This window comes from Pseudomonas muyukensis (genome assembly GCF_019139535.1).
Lineage (GTDB): Bacteria > Pseudomonadota > Gammaproteobacteria > Pseudomonadales > Pseudomonadaceae > Aquipseudomonas > Aquipseudomonas muyukensis.
Genome location: NZ_CP077073.1, coordinates 4591608 through 4607785, shown reverse-complemented (window position 1 = coordinate 4607785; position 16178 = coordinate 4591608). Strand labels below are relative to the sequence as shown.

The following is a 16178-nucleotide window of genomic DNA, read 5'->3' as shown; positions in this document are numbered from 1 at the left end:
AGGTCTCGGAGCCTTGCCGATGAAATCCTACGAAGTGAATTTTGATGGCCTGGTGGGGCCGACCCACAACTACGGCGGCCTGTCGTACGGCAACGTGGCCTCGCAGAGCAACAGCCAGCAGGGGTCGAACCCGCGCGAAGCCGCGCGCCAGGGCCTGGCGAAGATGAAGGCGCTGATGGAAATGGGCTTCCAGCAGGGCGTGCTGGCGCCGCAGGAGCGCCCGGATGTCGCTGCGTTGCGTCGCCTGGGCTTCACCGGCAGCGATGCCGAAGTGATCCAGCGTGCCGCAAAAGAGGCCATGCCGCTGCTGGTCGCCAGTTGCTCGGCATCGAGCATGTGGGTGGCCAACGCCGCTACCGTCAGCCCGAGTGCCGACACGGCCGACGGTCGCGTGCATTTCACCGCCGCCAACCTCAACTGCAAGTACCATCGCAGCATCGAGCACCCGACCACCAGCCGCGTGCTCGGCGCGATGTTCAACAATGACAAGGTCTTCGCCCACCATGACGCGCTGCCAGCCGTGGCGCAGTTCGGTGACGAAGGCGCGGCCAACCATACCCGCTTCTGCCGCGCCTACGGCGATGCCGGGGTCGAGTTCTTCGTCTATGGCCGCAGCGCTTTCGACAGCCGCTACCCCGCGCCGCAGAAGTACCCGGCGCGCCAGACCCTGGAGGCCTCGCAGGCCGTCGCTCGCCTGCACGGCCTGCGCGACGACGGCGTGGTCTACGCTCAACAGAACCCGGCGGTGATCGACCAGGGCGTGTTCCACAACGACGTGATCGCGGTGGGCAACGGCGAGGTGCTGTTCTACCACGAGGACGCCTTCCTCGAGACCGACGCGGTGCTTGGTCAACTGCAAGCTAAACTGGCCAGCAAGGGAGGCCAGTTCCAGGCGATTTGCGTGCCGCGTTCGGCGGTGACGGTGGAGGACGCGGTGCGTTCCTACCTGTTCAACAGCCAACTGCTCAGCCGCGCCGACGGCTCGATGCTGCTGGTGGTGCCGGAGGAGTGCCGCAACAACGAGCGCGTCTGGGCGTACCTGGGCCAGCTGACCTGCGAAGGCGGCCCGGTGCGCGAGGTCAAGGTGTTCGACCTCAAGCAGAGCATGCAGAACGGCGGTGGCCCGGCTTGCCTGCGCCTGCGCGTGGCGCTGAAGGAATCGGAGCTGGCGGCGGTCAACCAAGGCGTTATCATGACCGCCTCGCTGTACGACACCCTGGTGCAGTGGGTCGACAAGCACTACCGCGATCGCCTGGGCGAGGCGGACCTGGCCGACCCGCAGTTGCTGGTGGAATGCCGCACGGCACTGGATGAGCTGACCCAGATTCTCAAGCTGGGCTCGGTCTATCCGTTCCAACGCCAACCTTGATAGAGAGAACACCCTAATGTCCGACGCCCTGCGCCTGATCCTGGAAGATGAAGACGGCACCCAGCTGGAAACCTCCTGCACCCGCTTTGCCGTGGTCTGGCAAGGCAAGGAAGTATGGATTCAGCAAGATGGCCGCGGCCAACTGCTGATCGGCGTGGATGTCGAGGAAGACGACACCGAGTACGCCAACCTGCTGCTGCGCCCGATGGCTACCAACCTGGTCAGCCTGCAACTGGAAATGGAGCCGGCCGATGCCGGTGACGACGACCACGTCCACGGCCCGGACTGCGGCCACCACCACTAAGGAAGCGCCCATGCTCGCCCTTGGCAAACTGCTTGAGCTGACCCTGACCGATCACGAACCGGCCGAGAAGACCCAAGTGACGCCCAGGGGCGTGCGTTTGCGCTGGTTGGGGGAGGGCGCCTTGGAAGTGCGTCCGCCCGAGGCCGAGGACAGTGGCCTCGACCTGTTGCTGTCGGCCGGTATCCATGGCAATGAGACGGCGCCGATCGAGTTGCTGGAAAAACTCCTGCACGGTGTGGCCGATGGCTCCATCAAGCCGCGCGCGCGGGTGTTGTTCCTGTTTGGCAATCCGCCGGCGATCCGCAAGGGCGAGCGCTTCATCGAACAGGACATCAACCGCCTGTTCAATGGTCGACACGAGCTTTCCAGCGGCTTCGAGGCGCTGCGCGCCGCCGAGCTCGAGCAGTTCGCCCGGGTGTTCTTCAGCAAGCCCGAGCGCGCGCGCCTGCATTACGACCTGCATACCGCCATCCGCGGTTCGAAGATCGAGCAGTTCGCCCTGTATCCCTACAAGGAAGGGCGCAAGCACTCCCGTCGCGAGCTGGCCCGCCTGGCGGCGGCCGGCATGGAGGCGGTGCTGCTGCAGAGCAAGTCGTCGATCACCTTCAGCGCGTTCACCTACGAACAGCTCGACGCCGAAGCCTTCACCCTGGAGCTGGGCAAGGCCCGCCCCTTCGGGCAGAACGAGCAAGTCAACCTCGACAAGCTCGAAGCGCGCCTGATCCACCTCATCGAAAACACCGAGCCCCAGACCGAACAGAGCCTGGACGGCCTCAAGCTGTTCAGCGTCGCCCGCGAGATCATCAAGCACAGCGACAGCTTCCACCTGCACCTGCCGGCGGACATCGAGAACTTCTCCGAGCTGAGCAAGGGCTACCTGCTGGCCGAAGACCTGGCCGAGACGCGCTGGGTGGTCGAGGAGGAGGGGGCGCGGATCATCTTCCCCAACCCCAAGGTCAAGAATGGCCTGAGGGCGGGGATTCTGGTCGTCCCTGACAAGGGCGGACAGCTTGGATAATGGGGTGCTGGCCTGTCAGTAGGTATTGCGCCGTGGCAGGCCGAGTTCGTGGCGAAGCGCGTTTTCGTTGAACGGGTCCGGGTTGGTGTTGCTGGGCGGGGTGTCGGGATCACCGTCAAAATCGAAGCTGTGCGCCGTTGGCAAGCCGGTGACCTGGTTTTCGTGCTCTGGCAAGACCGTGCCGTTGACGTGGTTCCAGGCATGGCAGAGTTCGTGGAACAGGATCACTGCAGCAGGTGTGTGGGGCCTTTGCGCAAGGGGGTTGAAACCGATCATGCCGACCCGCAGCCTGTCACCTGGCTGGTCGATGCCGCGCACGGTGGGGTCACCAAGCACGCCGTCGGGCTTGTAGTAGGCGTTGTCCAGCGAACCGATTTCCTTGATGGTTATCTGGGCGCCGCTTGCGTCGAGGCTTGTCAGTAGTTTATTGCCCGCCGTGGTGGTGACCAGCAGTGCGAGCAGATCGCTCACGCGGCTACGATAGGCGGTGTCGCCCTCGATGGTGATCGCCTGATAGCCGGCATGGGCGCCTGTGGTGGGGAGGGCGACGCCAGCGCTGCTGGCGATGATCTGGGAATCGGCATTGCTGTACACCTGGTCGCGACCGACCACGCAGGTGATGTGGTTCGTGCCACTTGGCGCACTGATGATCGCGGCGCCTTGGCTTTCGATGATGTCATCCCCAGTGCCCGCAAACAGGCTGGCTTGTGCAGTGCTAGCGCGCATCACATCGTTGCCGCTGCCACCATACAGTGTTGCGATACCGGCGCCTGACACTTCCATGCGGTCGTTGCCCGGGCCGGCATCGACCACGATATTGCCATTCGTGCCCGTGCTGCCAACAATCACATCGTCGCCCGCGCCGGTTTGCACGGCGACCGCAGTGCCGGTTTGCGCGACCAGGGCTATGGTGTCATCGCCGTCACCGGTACAGATCTGCACGGGCTCGCGCTCGTCCAGCGCAATGAAGTAGTAGGCGCTTGGCAGGCTCAGGGACACACCGTCCACGCCGCGATCGATGTTCAGTCGCACACCCTGCATCTTCACCCTGATCAACAGGCCCGGGCTGGCCGGGATCGGCGGCGGTGGCAGCAGCTCCACGCTGAGGGTCGCGTCCTCGTAGGGAAGGTCATGGGTGCTGTGAATGTGCTCGGCGGTCGTGCCGATCTTGATTCTGTCAGTGCTGGACATGCGTGCTCCGTCTTCACGTAATGGGTGTGGCCATTCTTGGAGAGCAGGCCGCTGTATCGGCACTACATAAATCAATCCCGCGCCGAGGGCGCGGACAGCGCAAATGAAGGTCATTTCATCCCTGATTGACGGTTTCCTCTTATAAACCCACTGCAACCGTCGCTCAGGCTGGATATAATGGCGCCCTTTGCCGTCGTTTCGTCGATTCGACGTGTGACCGCCGTTTCCGTGGAAGAACCTATGAAAAGCGCAGAAATCCGTGAAGCCTTCCTCCGCTTCTTCGAAGAGCAGGGACATACTCGCGTCGCCTCCAGCTCCCTGATCCCGGGCAATGACCCGACCTTGCTGTTCACCAACGCCGGTATGAACCAGTTCAAGGACTGCTTCCTCGGCCAGGAAAAGCGCGCCTACACTCGCGCGGTCAGCAGCCAGAAGTGCGTGCGCGCCGGTGGCAAGCACAACGACCTGGAAAACGTCGGTTACACCGCCCGCCACCACACCTTCTTCGAGATGCTGGGCAACTTCAGCTTCGGCGACTATTTCAAGCGCGATGCCATCACCTTCGCCTGGACTTTCCTGACGTCGGACAAGTGGCTGAACCTGCCCAAGGAAAAGCTCTGGGTCACCGTCTACGCCAGCGACGACGAAGCCTACGACATCTGGACCAAGGAAGTCGGCGTGCCGGCCGAGCGCATGGTGCGCATCGGTGACAACAAAGGCGCGCCGTACGCTTCCGACAACTTCTGGACCATGGGCGACACCGGCCCGTGCGGCCCGTGCACCGAGATCTTCTACGACCACGGCGCCGACATCTGGGGCGGCCCACCCGGCTCGCCGGAAGAGGACGGCGATCGCTACATCGAGATCTGGAACAACGTCTTCATGCAGTTCAACCGCACCGCCGACGGCGTCCTGCACCCGCTGCCGGCGCCGTCGGTGGATACCGGCATGGGCCTGGAGCGCATCAGTGCGGTGATGCAGCATGTGCACTCGAACTACGAGATCGACCTGTTCCAGAGCCTGCTGGCCGCCGCTGCCCAAGCCATTGGCTGCAGCAACGATGACCAGCCGTCGCTGAAAGTGGTCGCCGACCACATTCGCTCCTGCGGCTTCCTGATCGCCGACGGCGTGCTGCCGTCGAACGAAGGCCGCGGCTACGTGCTGCGCCGCATCATTCGTCGCGCCTGCCGCCACGGCAACAAGCTGGGCGCCAAGGGCAGCTTCTTCCACAAGATCGTCGCCGCGCTGGTGGCCGAGATGGGCCAAGCCTTCCCAGAGCTCAAGGGCCAGCAGGCGCACATCGAGCGCGTGCTCAAGACCGAGGAAGAGCAGTTCGCCAAGACCCTCGAGCAAGGCCTGCGCATCCTCGAGCAGGACCTGGCCCAGTTGCAGGGCAAGGTGGTACCGGGCGACGTGGTGTTCAAGCTGTACGACACCTACGGCTTTCCCATGGACCTCACCGCCGATATCGCCCGCGAACGCGAGCTGACCATCGATGAAGCCGGCTTCGAGCGCGAGATGGAGGCCCAGCGTGAGCGAGCCCGTTCCGCCAGCGCCTTCGGCATGGACTACAACAGCCTGGTCAAGGTCGACACCGCCACCGACTTCCTCGGCTACGACGCCACCGAAGGCCAGGGCAAGATCGTCGCCCTGTACAAGGATGGCCAGTCGGTCGACCAGTTGGGCGAAGGCGAGGCGGGCGTGGTCGTGCTCGACCGCACGCCGTTCTACGCCGAGTCCGGTGGCCAGGTCGGCGACACCGGCTACCTGCAGGCGGGCGCTGCGCGCTTCGACGTGCGCGATACCACCAAGACCGGCGGCGCCTTCCTGCACCACGGCGTGGTCGCCAGCGGCGCGCTGGTCATCGGCTCGCCGGTCGAGGCCAAGGTCGATGCCGACGTGCAGCACGCCACCTCGCTGAACCACTCGGCCACCCACCTGCTCCACGAAGCGCTGCGCCAGGTCCTGGGCGAGCACGTGCAGCAGAAAGGCTCGCTGGTCGACAGCCAGCGCCTGCGTTTCGACTTCAGCCACTTCGAGGCGGTGACGCCTGCGCAGATCAAGGCCCTGGAAGACATCGTCAACCGTGAGGTGCGCAAGAACACGCCGGTGCAAACCGAGCTGACCGATATCGAGACCGCCAAGGCCAAGGGCGCCATGGCCTTGTTCGGCGAAAAATATGGCGACACCGTGCGCGTGCTGAGCATGGGCGGTGATTTCTCCGTCGAGCTGTGCGGCGGTATCCACGCCAAGCGTACCGGCGACATCGCCCTGTTCAAGATCACCAGCGAAGGCGGCGTGGCCTCTGGCGTGCGCCGTATCGAAGCGATTACCGGCGCCGCCGCGCTGGCCTACCTGAACGCTGCCGAGGAGCAGGTCAAGGAAGCCGCGCAACTGGTCAAGGGCAATCGCGACAACCTGATCGACAAGCTGTCGGCTGTGCTCGAGCGCAACCGCCAGCTGGAAAAGCAGCTCGAGCAGCTGCAGGCCAAGGCCGCCAGCGCCGCCGGGGATGATCTCTCCAACGCGGCCGTTGAGGTCAAGGGTGCCAAGGTTCTCGCCGCCCGCCTGGATGGGCAGGATGGCAAGGCCCTGCTGGCGCTCGTCGATCAACTGAAGAACAAGCTCGGCCATGCAGTGATCCTGCTGGGCAGCGAGCATGAGGGCAAGGTCGTGCTGGTGGCTGGCGTGACCAAGGACCTCTCCGGCCAACTCAAGGCTGGCGATCTGATGAAGCAAGCCGCTGCAGTGGTGGGTGGCAAGGGCGGTGGTCGTCCGGACATGGCCCAGGGGGGTGGCGTCGACGTCGCCGCGCTGGACCAGGCCCTGGCCCTGGCCGTGCCGTTCGCCGAGCAGGGTCTTTGAGATGGGGCGGCCGGTGGTCTAGTCACCGGCCGCTTCATGTTGGATTGTTTTTTGGGGCCCTTGTGGGCTGAGGCACCTTTGAAATGGCGTTGATCGTACAGAAATTTGGCGGTACCTCTGTCGGTTCCATCGAGCGGATCGAGCAGGTTGCCGACAAGGTCAAGAAATTCCGCGAGCAAGGCACCGACCTGGTGGTCGTGCTGTCGGCGATGAGCGGGGAAACCAACCGCCTGATCGACCTGGCCAAGCAGATCTCCGACAAGCCGGAGCCGCGTGAGCTGGACGTGATCGTTTCGACCGGCGAGCAGGTCACTATCGCCCTGCTGTCCATGGCCTTGATGAAGCGCGGCGTGCCGGCGGTGTCCTACACCGGCAACCAGGTGCGCATCCTCACCGACAGCGCGCACAACAAGGCGCGCATCCTGCAGATCGACGACCAGAAGATCCGCGCCGACCTCAAGGCCGGGCGCGTGGTGGTGGTGGCTGGTTTCCAGGGGGTCGACGAGCACGGCAACATCACCACCCTCGGTCGTGGCGGTTCCGACACCACCGGCGTGGCCCTGGCGGCGGCCCTGAAGGCCGATGAATGCCAGATCTACACCGATGTCGACGGCGTCTATACCACCGACCCGCGTGTCGTGCCCCAGGCCCAGCGCCTGGAGAAGATCACCTTCGAGGAGATGCTGGAAATGGCCAGCCTCGGCTCCAAGGTGCTGCAGATCCGTTCGGTGGAGTTTGCCGGCAAGTACAACGTCCCGCTGCGCGTGCTGCACAGCTTCAAGGAGGGTCCGGGTACCCTCATTACCATCGATGAAGAGGAATCCATGGAACAGCCGATCATTTCCGGTATCGCCTTCAACCGCGATGAAGCCAAGCTGACCATTCGTGGCGTCCCGGACACCCCTGGCGTTGCCTTCAAGATCCTCGGCCCGATCAGCGCCGCGAACATCGAAGTGGACATGATCGTGCAGAACGTTTCGCACGATAACACCACCGACTTCACCTTCACCGTGCACCGCAACGAGTACGAGAAGGCGCTGAGCGTACTGGAAAACACCGCCCGCGAGATCGGCGCGCGTGAAGTGGTCGGCGACACCAAGATCGCCAAGGTGTCGATCGTCGGCGTCGGCATGCGCTCCCACGCGGGGGTTGCCAGCCGCATGTTCGAAGCCCTGGCCAAGGAGAGCATCAACATCCAGATGATCTCCACCTCCGAGATCAAGGTCTCGGTGGTTATCGAAGAGAAGTACCTGGAGCTGGCCGTTCGTGCGCTGCACACCGCGTTCGAACTCGACGCTCCCGCCCGACAGGGTGAGTGACACGCTGCCTGGAGGGGCGCGGCTTGCCGCGCCCTTCGCGTTTCTGGCCGCTGCTGGTGCCCCTGTCCAGGCGCCATTGGCGGGTTGACCTGGGCCCTGGCCGTCGTCCCCGGCCAGGCCCTGCTTTTAAAGACTGTTGTCCCTGAAGATTCATGTGAGGAGAAAACTATGCTGATTCTGACTCGTCGGTGCGCCGAGAGCCTGATCATTGGTGACGGTGAGATCACCGTGACGGTCCTGGGTGTCAAAGGCAACCAGGTGCGTATTGGCGTGAGCGCGCCTAAAGAAGTGGCCGTTCACCGTGAGGAAATCTACCTGCGGATCAAGAAAGAGAAGGACGAGGAGCCAAGCCTTTAATTTTTTTGAAGTTTTTTTCAAAAAAAGGGTTGCAAACGAGGAAGGGTGTGTTTAATATTCGCCTCGTGTTGCGGTGAGGTGGCCGAGTGGCCGAAGGCGCTCCCCTGCTAAGGGAGTATACCTCATAAGGGTATCGGGGGTTCGAATCCCCCCTTCACCGCCATTATTCGCGCAGGGCGCTGTAAACGGCTAAAACGTTTGAGCGACCTGCAGCAGCAAGACACGGACTCATAGCTCAGCTGGATAGAGTACTCGGCTACGAACCGAGCGGTCGGAGGTTCGAATCCTCCTGAGTCCGCCACTTTTGAAGTGGCTTTGCCTGCAAGGCTACTTCAATCAACCAGTGGTAACCTGGTCTAAAACTACCCCACGGACTCATAGCTCAGCTGGATAGAGTACTCGGCTACGAACCGAGCGGTCGGAGGTTCGAATCCTCCTGAGTCCGCCACTTTTGAAGTGGCTTTGCTTGCAAGGCGACTTCAACCCACCAGTGGTAATCTGGTCTAAAACTACCCCACGGACTCATAGCTCAGCTGGATAGAGTACTCGGCTACGAACCGAGCGGTCGGAGGTTCGAATCCTCCTGAGTCCGCCACTTTTGAAGTGGCTTTGCTTGCAAGGCGGCTTCAACCCACCAGTGGTAACCTGGTCTAAAACTACCCCACGGACTCATAGCTCAGCTGGATAGAGTACTCGGCTACGAACCGAGCGGTCGGAGGTTCGAATCCTCCTGAGTCCGCCATACATCAAGAAGCCCGCTCATTTGAGCGGGCTTTTTGTTTTTCTGGCGCGCTGAATTGTCACGGATGTGCATCTACGCTTTTCTGTAGAGGTCTCGCGGTCTGTGTAGGAGCCGGCCTTGCCGGCGACCACCGGCGCAGCCGGTGCCCAACCATCGTGTCGCCTGGTTGGCCAGCAAGGCTGGCGCCTGCAGGTCGAGGTCAGCCGCTAATTGTTCGGGGTACTGAATGCGATGTGCTTTTTGCACCAGGCCCGCCGTCGCACTGTTGGCTTCGAGCGTTGTCATAGCTTTATCACGCAAACGATTGTTCTGGCCAAAAAATTTAAGCGATCCGACAGCTTACACAGTGTATGATTGCGCCCGTCAGCCCCGCCGGGGCTTGTGGAATCCCACCATGGACTTACCCAGTAGTTACTCCTTAACGCGCTTCATACCGCAAGATCTGACCGATTGATTCTCCCGGCGTGCTCCGCTGCTGGGAGTGGAGTTCGCCTATGACCGAAATCGAAGTAAAGAAAGCTCAGGAAAGCCTGCAGGATCGCCTGGCCCAGGTGATCGAACTGCTGCAGCGCCAGCGGGTAGTCGAGGACCTGACCCACCGTCAGGAAGGTCACCACCATGACCTGGTGGAAAACCTCGTCCACCGCCAGAACCTCGTCGAGTTGCAGCGCAAGCTCGATGACCTGCACCCCGCCGACATCGCCTATATCCTCGAAGCCCTGCCGCTGGAAGACCGCCTGACGGTCTGGCAGCTGGTCCGCTCGGACCGCGACGGCGATATTCTGCTCGAAGTTTCCGACGCCGTTCGCCAGACCCTGATCGCCGACATGGACGATCACGAGCTGCTGGCCGCCGCCAAGGAAATGGACGCCGACGAACTCGCCGACCTGGCGCCGGAGCTGCCGCGCGACGTTGTCCATGAGCTGATGGAAAGCCTCGATGCGCAGCAGCGCGAGCGCGTGCGTTCGGCCCTGAGCTATGACGAGGAGCAGGTCGGCGCGCTGATGGACTTCGAGATGGTGACCATCCGTGAGGACGTCAGCCTCGAAGTGGTGTTGCGCTACCTGCGCCGACTCAAGGAGCTGCCGGGGCATACCGACAAGCTGTTCGTGGTCGACTACGACGGCAAGCTCAAGGGCGTGCTGCCGATCAAGCGATTGCTGGTCAACGACCCGGACAAGAAAGTTGCGGAGGTCATGGCCAATGACCCGGTGACCTTCCATCCCGAGGAAGATGCCTACGATGCCGCCCAGGCGTTCGAGCGTTACGACCTGGTTTCCGCGCCGGTGGTAGACAAGAGCGATCGCCTCATCGGTCGTTTGACCATCGACGAGATGGTCGACCTGATCCGTGAGGAGAGCGAAAGCGAAGTGCTCAACATGGCGGGTCTGCGCGAAGAGGAAGACATCTTCGCCTCGGTCTGGCGATCGCTGCGCAACCGTTGGGCGTGGCTGGCCATCAACCTGATTACCGCCTTCGTGGCGTCGCGGGTCATTGGCCTGTTCGAAGGCTCCATCGAAAAACTGGTCGCCCTGGCCGCGCTGATGCCGATCGTGGCGGGTATCGGTGGCAACTCGGGCAACCAGACCATCACCATGATCGTCCGCGCCATGGCCCTGGACCAAGTCTCGCCGGGTAATACCAGCCGCCTGATGCGCAAGGAGCTGGCGGTTTCGCTGATCAATGGCCTGATCTGGGGTGGAGTGATAGGTGCGGTGGCGTTCTGGCTGTATGGCAGTTGGTCGCTGGGCCTGGTGATGACTGCCGCCATGACCCTCAACCTGCTGCTGGCCGCCTTGATGGGGGTGTTGATCCCGATGACCCTGACCCGCCTGGGTCGCGACCCGGCCATGGGCTCCAGCGTGATGATCACTGCGGTGACCGACAGTGGCGGCTTTTTCATCTTCCTGGGGCTGGCCACGGTGTTCCTGCTCTGAGCCTGTTGCCGCAGCCTTTGCCGCAGCAGTACAGCGCAGTCTTGAAGGCTGTGCGATCCCTGTAGGAGCGGCCTTGTGTCGCGAGCAGCCCCGGCAGTTCTGTATGATGCGCAGGTCTTGGGCCTGCGTTGCCAGCCCAGTGCGACCGGCCCGGCGCCCCAGCAAGGCCGCTGCAGAAGCCAAGGCAGAATGTAGCACCCACAAAAAAGCCAGCTTGCGCTGGCTTTTTTGTGTGCGGCGGTAAAGCGCGATCAGGACGCGTCTGCGGCCATTTCCACATCGTGAGCGATGAGGGCGACCAGGGCGTTCTGCTGGCGGTGAGACAGTTGGCGGAAGCGCTGCAGCAGCTCGCGTTCATGCAGGCTGAGCTCTGGGCTGTCCAGGCGCATGCTCAGCTCGTCGCCCAGCGCACCTTCCTGGATAAGGCTCTGTTCCAGGCGTGCGATGATCTCGGAGTTCATGCTGCGGTGATGGTTGCGCGCTACCTCGGCAATGCGCTCACGCATCCCGTCTGGCAGGCGAACGACGAACTTGTCAGCGGTGCGGCTCGAATAGATAGCCTGTTTCATTGGGCGCATATAAATTGACCGGTTGTTCTGGTTCAGGGGAAGCGGTTCTCAAATTGGCCGCACGGTGGAAGTACGACCGCGGCGACGACAAAATGTTCAACCGTGATGTGATTTTGGGTGTTCATCTTGCCTCATGGTCGCCGTTTCCTTGGCGTCAATTCTGTGACAAATAGTGAGCCGGATAAAGGCTTTTTGCCAGTACCAATTATCAGAAATGAGCACTGGTTTGAAAAGTTTCACATACATCCGTGTTCGGCAGTGTCAGACGTTTGTCGTCAAAATCTGGTAATAAGCAACAAACGCCAAGGGAAAAGCTTACAATTTGCGGGTTTCCTTCACATTGAGCATAGTGGCTATGCAATATGACGCAAGCAACGGGATGATCTCAAGCGCACGAGTGATATTGCTCATAGGACCGTCTGGCGCGGGAAAAGATTCCCTGATCGATGCCGCCCGTGAGCCATTGCGCGCGGGCGGGGTGGAAGTGGCCCGCAGGGTCATCACCCGTTCCGCCGAGGCCAAGGGCGAAGACGCTCACGGCGTGAGCGAGGCGCAGTTCCAGGCCATGCACGAAGCCGGGGCGTTTGCCCTGGATTGGCAGGCCAATGGCCTGCGCTATGGCATTCCCATCCAGGTCGACCGGTGGCTTGACGCCGGCAAGTCGGTGCTGATCAACGGCTCCCGTGGTCACCTGGCGGCTGCCCGGCGCCGTTATCCCGACCTGCTGGCGGTGGGCCTGGCGGTATCGCCCCAGGTCTTGCGCGAGCGTTTGCTCGCCAGGGGGCGGGAAAGCCTCGAGGACATCGAGCAGCGGCTGGCCCGCAACGACCGGCTGCAAGCCTATGATGCCGACGTCCATGTGCTGGACAATTCGGCTACATTGGCAGAAGCGTTGCGCGCCTTGCTCCGCTTGCTGGGCGAGCAGGGGATAATCCGGTCGAGCCTTGCGAAAAACCCCACATGCAATTTGCCCGATTGAGGCATGACAAACGGCGGCATGCTGGTTAACATGCTCGCCGTCCCGTCGTACAGCGTTCGCTGGCGGCTCGCATGTCTCAGTAGCTCAATTGGATAGAGCATCCCCCTCCTAAGGGGAAGGTTGCAGGTTCAAATCCTGCCTGGGACGCCATCTTCAGATTTCCCCCACCTGTTCATCGCGCCGTCGATTGTTCAAAGCTTGGGGGAATAGCGCTTTTCGATGTCCTGTTCAGTCGTCTTGTTCGCCACCTCAGCTACCATGCCTGGCGCCTGGGCGCGGTACTGCTGCTGCGCAAGACGGGCCTGGATCTTCAGCTCGGTGTCTTCCTTGATGCGCAGGGCGATCTGCTTGTCGATTATCAGCTTCTGCTCCGGCGGCAGGGCATCGTACTCTTGCGCTGTCAGGCCAAGTTCCTGAAGCATTTTTTCCTTGATCTTCTGCGCCGGTGACTTGGCCATGTAGTCGCGGAACTCCTGCAGGGCATCGGGGGCTTCCTGCTTGGCCGTGCGGGCCTGGCCTGTAGCATCGGCGCGAGGGTTCTGCAGCTTGGCCATCAGCTTGGCAAACGCCTCCTTGCCGCTGTCCTCGGCACCTTGTTGCGCTGTGCTGCCCTGGCTGTTCTGCTGCGCGTCGGCCTTGCCGGTCGCGGGGATGGCCTGGAAGGCTGGCTGTTCGCTGCTGCTGCTGCTGCTGCTGCTGCTGTGCTGTTGCACGTTGTGCCAACCCAGGCCGGTTGCATTGATAAGCATGGTTTCCTCCATGGACTAGAAGCAAAAGACCGGACGAAAGTGGCAAAAGCTGTGCCAGTACGCAATGTTCCGTGAAATAGACCGTTCGGGCTATTCCGGGGGTTGCGTGCACGGAATATGCTTGCCCGCGAGAGGAACAGGATTGCCGCCTGCGGCAATCATCATGAATGTCGGCAGCACCGTGACCGGGGCGCAGTTGCTGGATACCAAGGAGAGCGTCCATGAGTCAGGCAATCAAGCCGATTCCAGCGGGTTTTACCGAGCAGCAACTGCACACCTTGTTCGATCTGATCAGCGATGGCATCTGGGACTGGGATGCCAACAGCGGGTATGTCTACCGCAACCCTGGCTGGTACGCGATGCTGGGCTATGCCAGCCATTCCATGGCCAACTCGGTGCTGACCTGGGAGAGCGTGATCCACCCGCAGGACTATCCGCGGGTGATGGCGCATTTCGAGGCCTACATCAACCAGCGCAACGAGCGTTACCGCATCGAGTATCGTTGCCGCTGCCAGGACGGCAGCTACCTGTGGATCGAGGACAGCGGTCATATCATTGCCCGCAACCCGGATGGCTCGGTGGCCCGCATGCTGGGCGCGCACCGCAACATCGATGCCGGCAAGCGCCTGGTGGCGGGCCTGGAACAACGCAACCAGTCGCTGGAGACCCAAGTCGCCGAACGCACCCGCGAGCTGTCGTGGGTCAACCAGCAATTGCAGCGGCAGTTGGACGAGAACCGTGAGCTTGCCGAACGCGATGCGCTGACTCGCACCGCCAACCGCTATCGTCTGGAAAAGACCTTGCAGCAGGAGTGCGAGCGCGCCGGCCGTTTCCGCGAGCCACTGGCGTTGATCGCCATGGACCTGGATGACTTCAAGCCGATCAACGACCGCCATGGCCATGCCCGCGGCGATGCTGCGTTGATCGAGGTGACCGAGCGCATTCGCACCTGCCTGCGGCCTCAACACCTGTTGGCGCGCTGGGGCGGGGACGAGTTCGCGGTGGTGCTACCGGGTGGCGACCTTGACCAGGCCCGTGCGCTGGCCGTGGCGATTCGCCAGGCGATGGGGCCGATGGCAGCGATTGGTGATTGCCAGCTGACCATGAGCTATGGCGTGGTGCAATGGCAGGAGGGTGACGACGCCGCGCGCTTGCTCGAACGGGCCGACCAGGCGTTGTACCGGGCCAAGGCCGATGGCAAGAATGCCGTGGCTGAGTGACGCGATGAATGGCACCGGCTTTGCCGGTGTTCGCCGGCAAGGCCGGCTCCTGCACGTTTGCGGCGTACCCCGCCGCGTAGGCGCCAGCTTGCTGGCGAACCAGGCGAGGCGATGGACGATGTTAAAAAAAGACCCGCGGCGCCTGGGGCGCAGCGGGCCAAATTGCCGCTTCAGTGACTCAGATATGCAGTGCGTGCCCCAGGGCCCGCAGTGCCGCTTCCTGTACCGCCTCGCCGAGGGTCGGGTGAGCATGGATGGTACCGGCGATGTCCTCCAGGCGCGCGCCCATCTCCAGTGACTGGGCGAAGGCGCTGGACAGCTCGGAGACCGCCACCCCCACGGCTTGCCAGCCAAGGATCAGGTGGTTGTCGCGACGCGCCACCACCCGTACGAAGCCGGTCTTAGACTCCAGGGTCATGGCCCGGCCGTTGGCGGCGAAGGGGAACTGCGCGACGATGCAGTCCAGCCCCTGCTGGCTGGCTTGCTCCGGGGTCTTGCCGACGACCACGACCTCCGGGTCGGTGAAGCACACCGCTGCGATGGCGCTGGGTTCGAAGCGCCGAGGTTTGCCGGCGATGATTTCGGCGACCATCTCGCCCTGGGCCATGGCCCGGTGCGCCAGCATTGGCTCGCCGGCCACGTCGCCGATGGCCCAGACGTTGCGCATGCTGGTCTGGCAGCGCTCGTCGATGGCGATGGCCGCGCCGTTCATCTTCAGGTCCAGGCTTTCCAGGCCGAAGCCTTTGGTGCGTGGACGGCGGCCCACGGCCACCAGTACCTGGTCAGCCTCCAGGCGCAGTTGCCCGCCCTGGCCATCGCTGGCCAGCAAGCAGCCGTCGGCATGGCCTTCGACGCTATGGCCCAGGTACAAGGCGATGCCCAGTTTCTTCAGCGACTCGGCCACCGGCGCGGTCAACTCGGCATCGTAGGTCGGCAGGATGCGCTCGCGCGCTTCGACCACGCTGACCTTGGCACCGAGCTTGCGGTAGGCGATGCCCAGTTCCAGGCCGATGTAGCCGCCGCCGACCACCACCAGGTGCTGGGGCAGTGCCTTGGGGGTCAGGGCCTCGGTGGACGAGATGACCGGCCCACCGGTCGGCAGCATCGGCAGTTCGACGCTGCTGGAACCTGTGGCCAGCAGCAGGTGCTCGCACTGGATGTGCTGGCCATCGACTTCGACGCGCTTGCCGTCGAGGATCTTCGCCCAGCCGTGGATCACCTTGACGCCATGCTTTTTCAGCAGGGCGGCGACGCCGCTGGTGAGGCGATCGACGATGCCGTCCTTCCACTCGACGCTGCGGCCGATGTCCAGGCGCGGCGACGATACGCTGATGCCCAGTGGCGATGGCTCGGTGTAACGGCTGGTCTGGTGGAACTGCTCGGCCACATGGATCAGCGCCTTGGAGGGGATGCAGCCGATGTTCAGGCAGGTGCCGCCCAGTGCCTGGCCTTCGACCAGCACGGTGGGGATGCCCAGTTGCCCGGCGCGGATGGCGGCTACATAGCCGCCGGGGCCGCCACCGATGATCAGCAGGGTGGTGTCGATGATCGGTTGCATG

General features: G+C 62.8%; 13 protein-coding genes and 6 tRNA genes. 15 read left to right on the top strand and 4 right to left on the bottom strand.

The window, feature by feature from the left end:
- Positions 1-19: 19 nt before the first annotated feature.
- From astB to astE, 3 genes are read left to right on the top strand one after another with little or no spacing between them, the layout of a single operon-like run.
- Positions 20-1369: an N-succinylarginine dihydrolase gene (gene astB, locus KSS95_RS20305; RefSeq protein ID WP_217849088.1), complete on the top strand. Its 1350-nt coding sequence runs from the start codon at positions 20-22 to the stop codon at positions 1367-1369.
- Positions 1370-1385: 16 nt separating this feature from the next.
- A complete protein-coding gene (locus KSS95_RS20300; protein ID WP_134690889.1) occupies positions 1386-1673 on the top strand; it encodes a topoisomerase II in 288 nt (95 codons plus the stop codon).
- A 10-nt stretch (positions 1674-1683) separates the two neighbouring features.
- Positions 1684-2691, top strand: coding sequence for a succinylglutamate desuccinylase (astE, locus tag KSS95_RS20295; RefSeq protein ID WP_217849086.1), 1008 nt, complete (start codon positions 1684-1686; stop codon positions 2689-2691).
- 15 nt (positions 2692-2706) lie between these two features.
- Here astE and KSS95_RS20290 read toward each other — a convergent pair whose 3' ends face one another.
- Positions 2707-3882 (bottom strand): M91 family zinc metallopeptidase, encoded by a 1176-nt coding sequence (locus KSS95_RS20290; protein ID WP_217849084.1) that lies wholly within the window; start codon positions 3880-3882, stop codon positions 2707-2709.
- Between the two features lie 240 nt (positions 3883-4122).
- Between KSS95_RS20290 and alaS the strand changes: the two genes are divergently transcribed.
- From alaS to mgtE, 9 genes are all read left to right on the top strand, one after another.
- Complete coding sequence (gene alaS, locus KSS95_RS20285) at positions 4123-6747, top strand: alanine--tRNA ligase (RefSeq protein WP_217849082.1); 2625 nt, start codon at positions 4123-4125, stop codon at positions 6745-6747.
- 83 nt (positions 6748-6830) lie between these two features.
- Complete coding sequence (locus KSS95_RS20280) at positions 6831-8066, top strand: aspartate kinase (protein ID WP_217849081.1); 1236 nt, start codon at positions 6831-6833, stop codon at positions 8064-8066.
- Positions 8067-8234: 168 nt separating this feature from the next.
- Complete coding sequence (csrA, locus tag KSS95_RS20275) at positions 8235-8423, top strand: carbon storage regulator CsrA (RefSeq protein WP_003254503.1); 189 nt, start codon at positions 8235-8237, stop codon at positions 8421-8423.
- Between the two features lie 72 nt (positions 8424-8495).
- Positions 8496-8586, top strand: a tRNA-Ser gene (locus KSS95_RS20270).
- Between the two features lie 61 nt (positions 8587-8647).
- Positions 8648-8724: transfer RNA gene (locus KSS95_RS20265), tRNA-Arg, on the top strand.
- A 70-nt stretch (positions 8725-8794) separates the two neighbouring features.
- Positions 8795-8871, top strand: a tRNA-Arg gene (locus KSS95_RS20260).
- A gap of 70 nt (positions 8872-8941) precedes the next feature.
- Positions 8942-9018, top strand: a tRNA-Arg gene (locus tag KSS95_RS20255).
- Between the two features lie 70 nt (positions 9019-9088).
- Positions 9089-9165 (top strand) — tRNA-Arg (locus KSS95_RS20250).
- A 494-nt stretch (positions 9166-9659) separates the two neighbouring features.
- Positions 9660-11102 (top strand): magnesium transporter, encoded by a 1443-nt coding sequence (gene mgtE, locus KSS95_RS20245; protein ID WP_217849079.1) that lies wholly within the window; start codon positions 9660-9662, stop codon positions 11100-11102.
- A 251-nt stretch (positions 11103-11353) separates the two neighbouring features.
- Here the strand turns inward: mgtE and KSS95_RS20240 are convergent, their stop codons facing one another.
- The gene (locus tag KSS95_RS20240; RefSeq protein ID WP_003254499.1) at positions 11354-11680 is read right to left on the bottom strand and encodes an Arc family DNA-binding protein; all 327 of its coding nucleotides are present in this window, start codon (positions 11678-11680) and stop codon (positions 11354-11356) included.
- A gap of 346 nt (positions 11681-12026) precedes the next feature.
- Between KSS95_RS20240 and phnN the strand changes: the two genes are divergently transcribed.
- On the top strand, positions 12027-12650 hold the full coding sequence (gene phnN, locus KSS95_RS20235) for a phosphonate metabolism protein/1,5-bisphosphokinase (PRPP-forming) PhnN (RefSeq protein WP_217849077.1): 624 nt from the start codon (positions 12027-12029) through the stop codon (positions 12648-12650).
- Between the two features lie 73 nt (positions 12651-12723).
- Positions 12724-12800 (top strand) — tRNA-Arg (locus KSS95_RS20230).
- A gap of 41 nt (positions 12801-12841) precedes the next feature.
- On the opposite strand, the gene KSS95_RS20225 is transcribed toward KSS95_RS20230, so the two are convergent.
- The gene (locus tag KSS95_RS20225) at positions 12842-13399 is read right to left on the bottom strand and encodes a hypothetical protein (protein WP_217849075.1); all 558 of its coding nucleotides are present in this window, start codon (positions 13397-13399) and stop codon (positions 12842-12844) included.
- Between the two features lie 221 nt (positions 13400-13620).
- Here KSS95_RS20225 and KSS95_RS20220 point away from each other — a divergent pair, with 221 nt between their 5' ends.
- Positions 13621-14619 carry a diguanylate cyclase domain-containing protein gene (locus KSS95_RS20220; protein ID WP_217849073.1) on the top strand — a complete coding sequence of 333 codons (999 nt, stop codon included), beginning with the start codon at positions 13621-13623 and terminating at the stop codon, positions 14617-14619.
- A 178-nt stretch (positions 14620-14797) separates the two neighbouring features.
- Here the strand turns inward: KSS95_RS20220 and lpdA are convergent, their stop codons facing one another.
- On the bottom strand, positions 14798-16177 hold the full coding sequence (lpdA, locus tag KSS95_RS20215) for a dihydrolipoyl dehydrogenase (RefSeq protein WP_217849070.1): 1380 nt from the start codon (positions 16175-16177) through the stop codon (positions 14798-14800).
- Position 16178 lies beyond the last annotated feature (1 nt).

Bases quoted from the DNA above. Each gene is read 5' to 3' on its own strand.
- alaS (WP_217849082.1), top strand. From the start codon at position 4,123: ATGAAAAGCGCAGAAATCCGTGAAGCCTTCCTCCGCTTCTTCGAAGAG.
- astE (WP_217849086.1), top strand. From the start codon at position 1,684: ATGCTCGCCCTTGGCAAACTGCTTGAGCTGACCCTGACCGATCACGAA.
- KSS95_RS20225 (WP_217849075.1), bottom strand. From the start codon at position 13,399: ATGCTTATCAATGCAACCGGCCTGGGTTGGCACAACGTGCAACAGCAC.
- phnN (WP_217849077.1), top strand. From the start codon at position 12,027: ATGCAATATGACGCAAGCAACGGGATGATCTCAAGCGCACGAGTGATA.
- lpdA (WP_217849070.1), bottom strand. From the start codon at position 16,177: ATGCAACCGATCATCGACACCACCCTGCTGATCATCGGTGGCGGCCCC.
- KSS95_RS20280 (WP_217849081.1), top strand. From the start codon at position 6,831: ATGGCGTTGATCGTACAGAAATTTGGCGGTACCTCTGTCGGTTCCATC.
- mgtE (WP_217849079.1), top strand. From the start codon at position 9,660: ATGACCGAAATCGAAGTAAAGAAAGCTCAGGAAAGCCTGCAGGATCGC.
- KSS95_RS20220 (WP_217849073.1), top strand. From the start codon at position 13,621: ATGAGTCAGGCAATCAAGCCGATTCCAGCGGGTTTTACCGAGCAGCAA.
- csrA (WP_003254503.1), top strand. From the start codon at position 8,235: ATGCTGATTCTGACTCGTCGGTGCGCCGAGAGCCTGATCATTGGTGAC.
- KSS95_RS20290 (WP_217849084.1), bottom strand. From the start codon at position 3,882: ATGTCCAGCACTGACAGAATCAAGATCGGCACGACCGCCGAGCACATT.
- astB (WP_217849088.1), top strand. From the start codon at position 20: ATGAAATCCTACGAAGTGAATTTTGATGGCCTGGTGGGGCCGACCCAC.
- KSS95_RS20300 (WP_134690889.1), top strand. From the start codon at position 1,386: ATGTCCGACGCCCTGCGCCTGATCCTGGAAGATGAAGACGGCACCCAG.
- KSS95_RS20240 (WP_003254499.1), bottom strand. From the start codon at position 11,680: ATGCGCCCAATGAAACAGGCTATCTATTCGAGCCGCACCGCTGACAAG.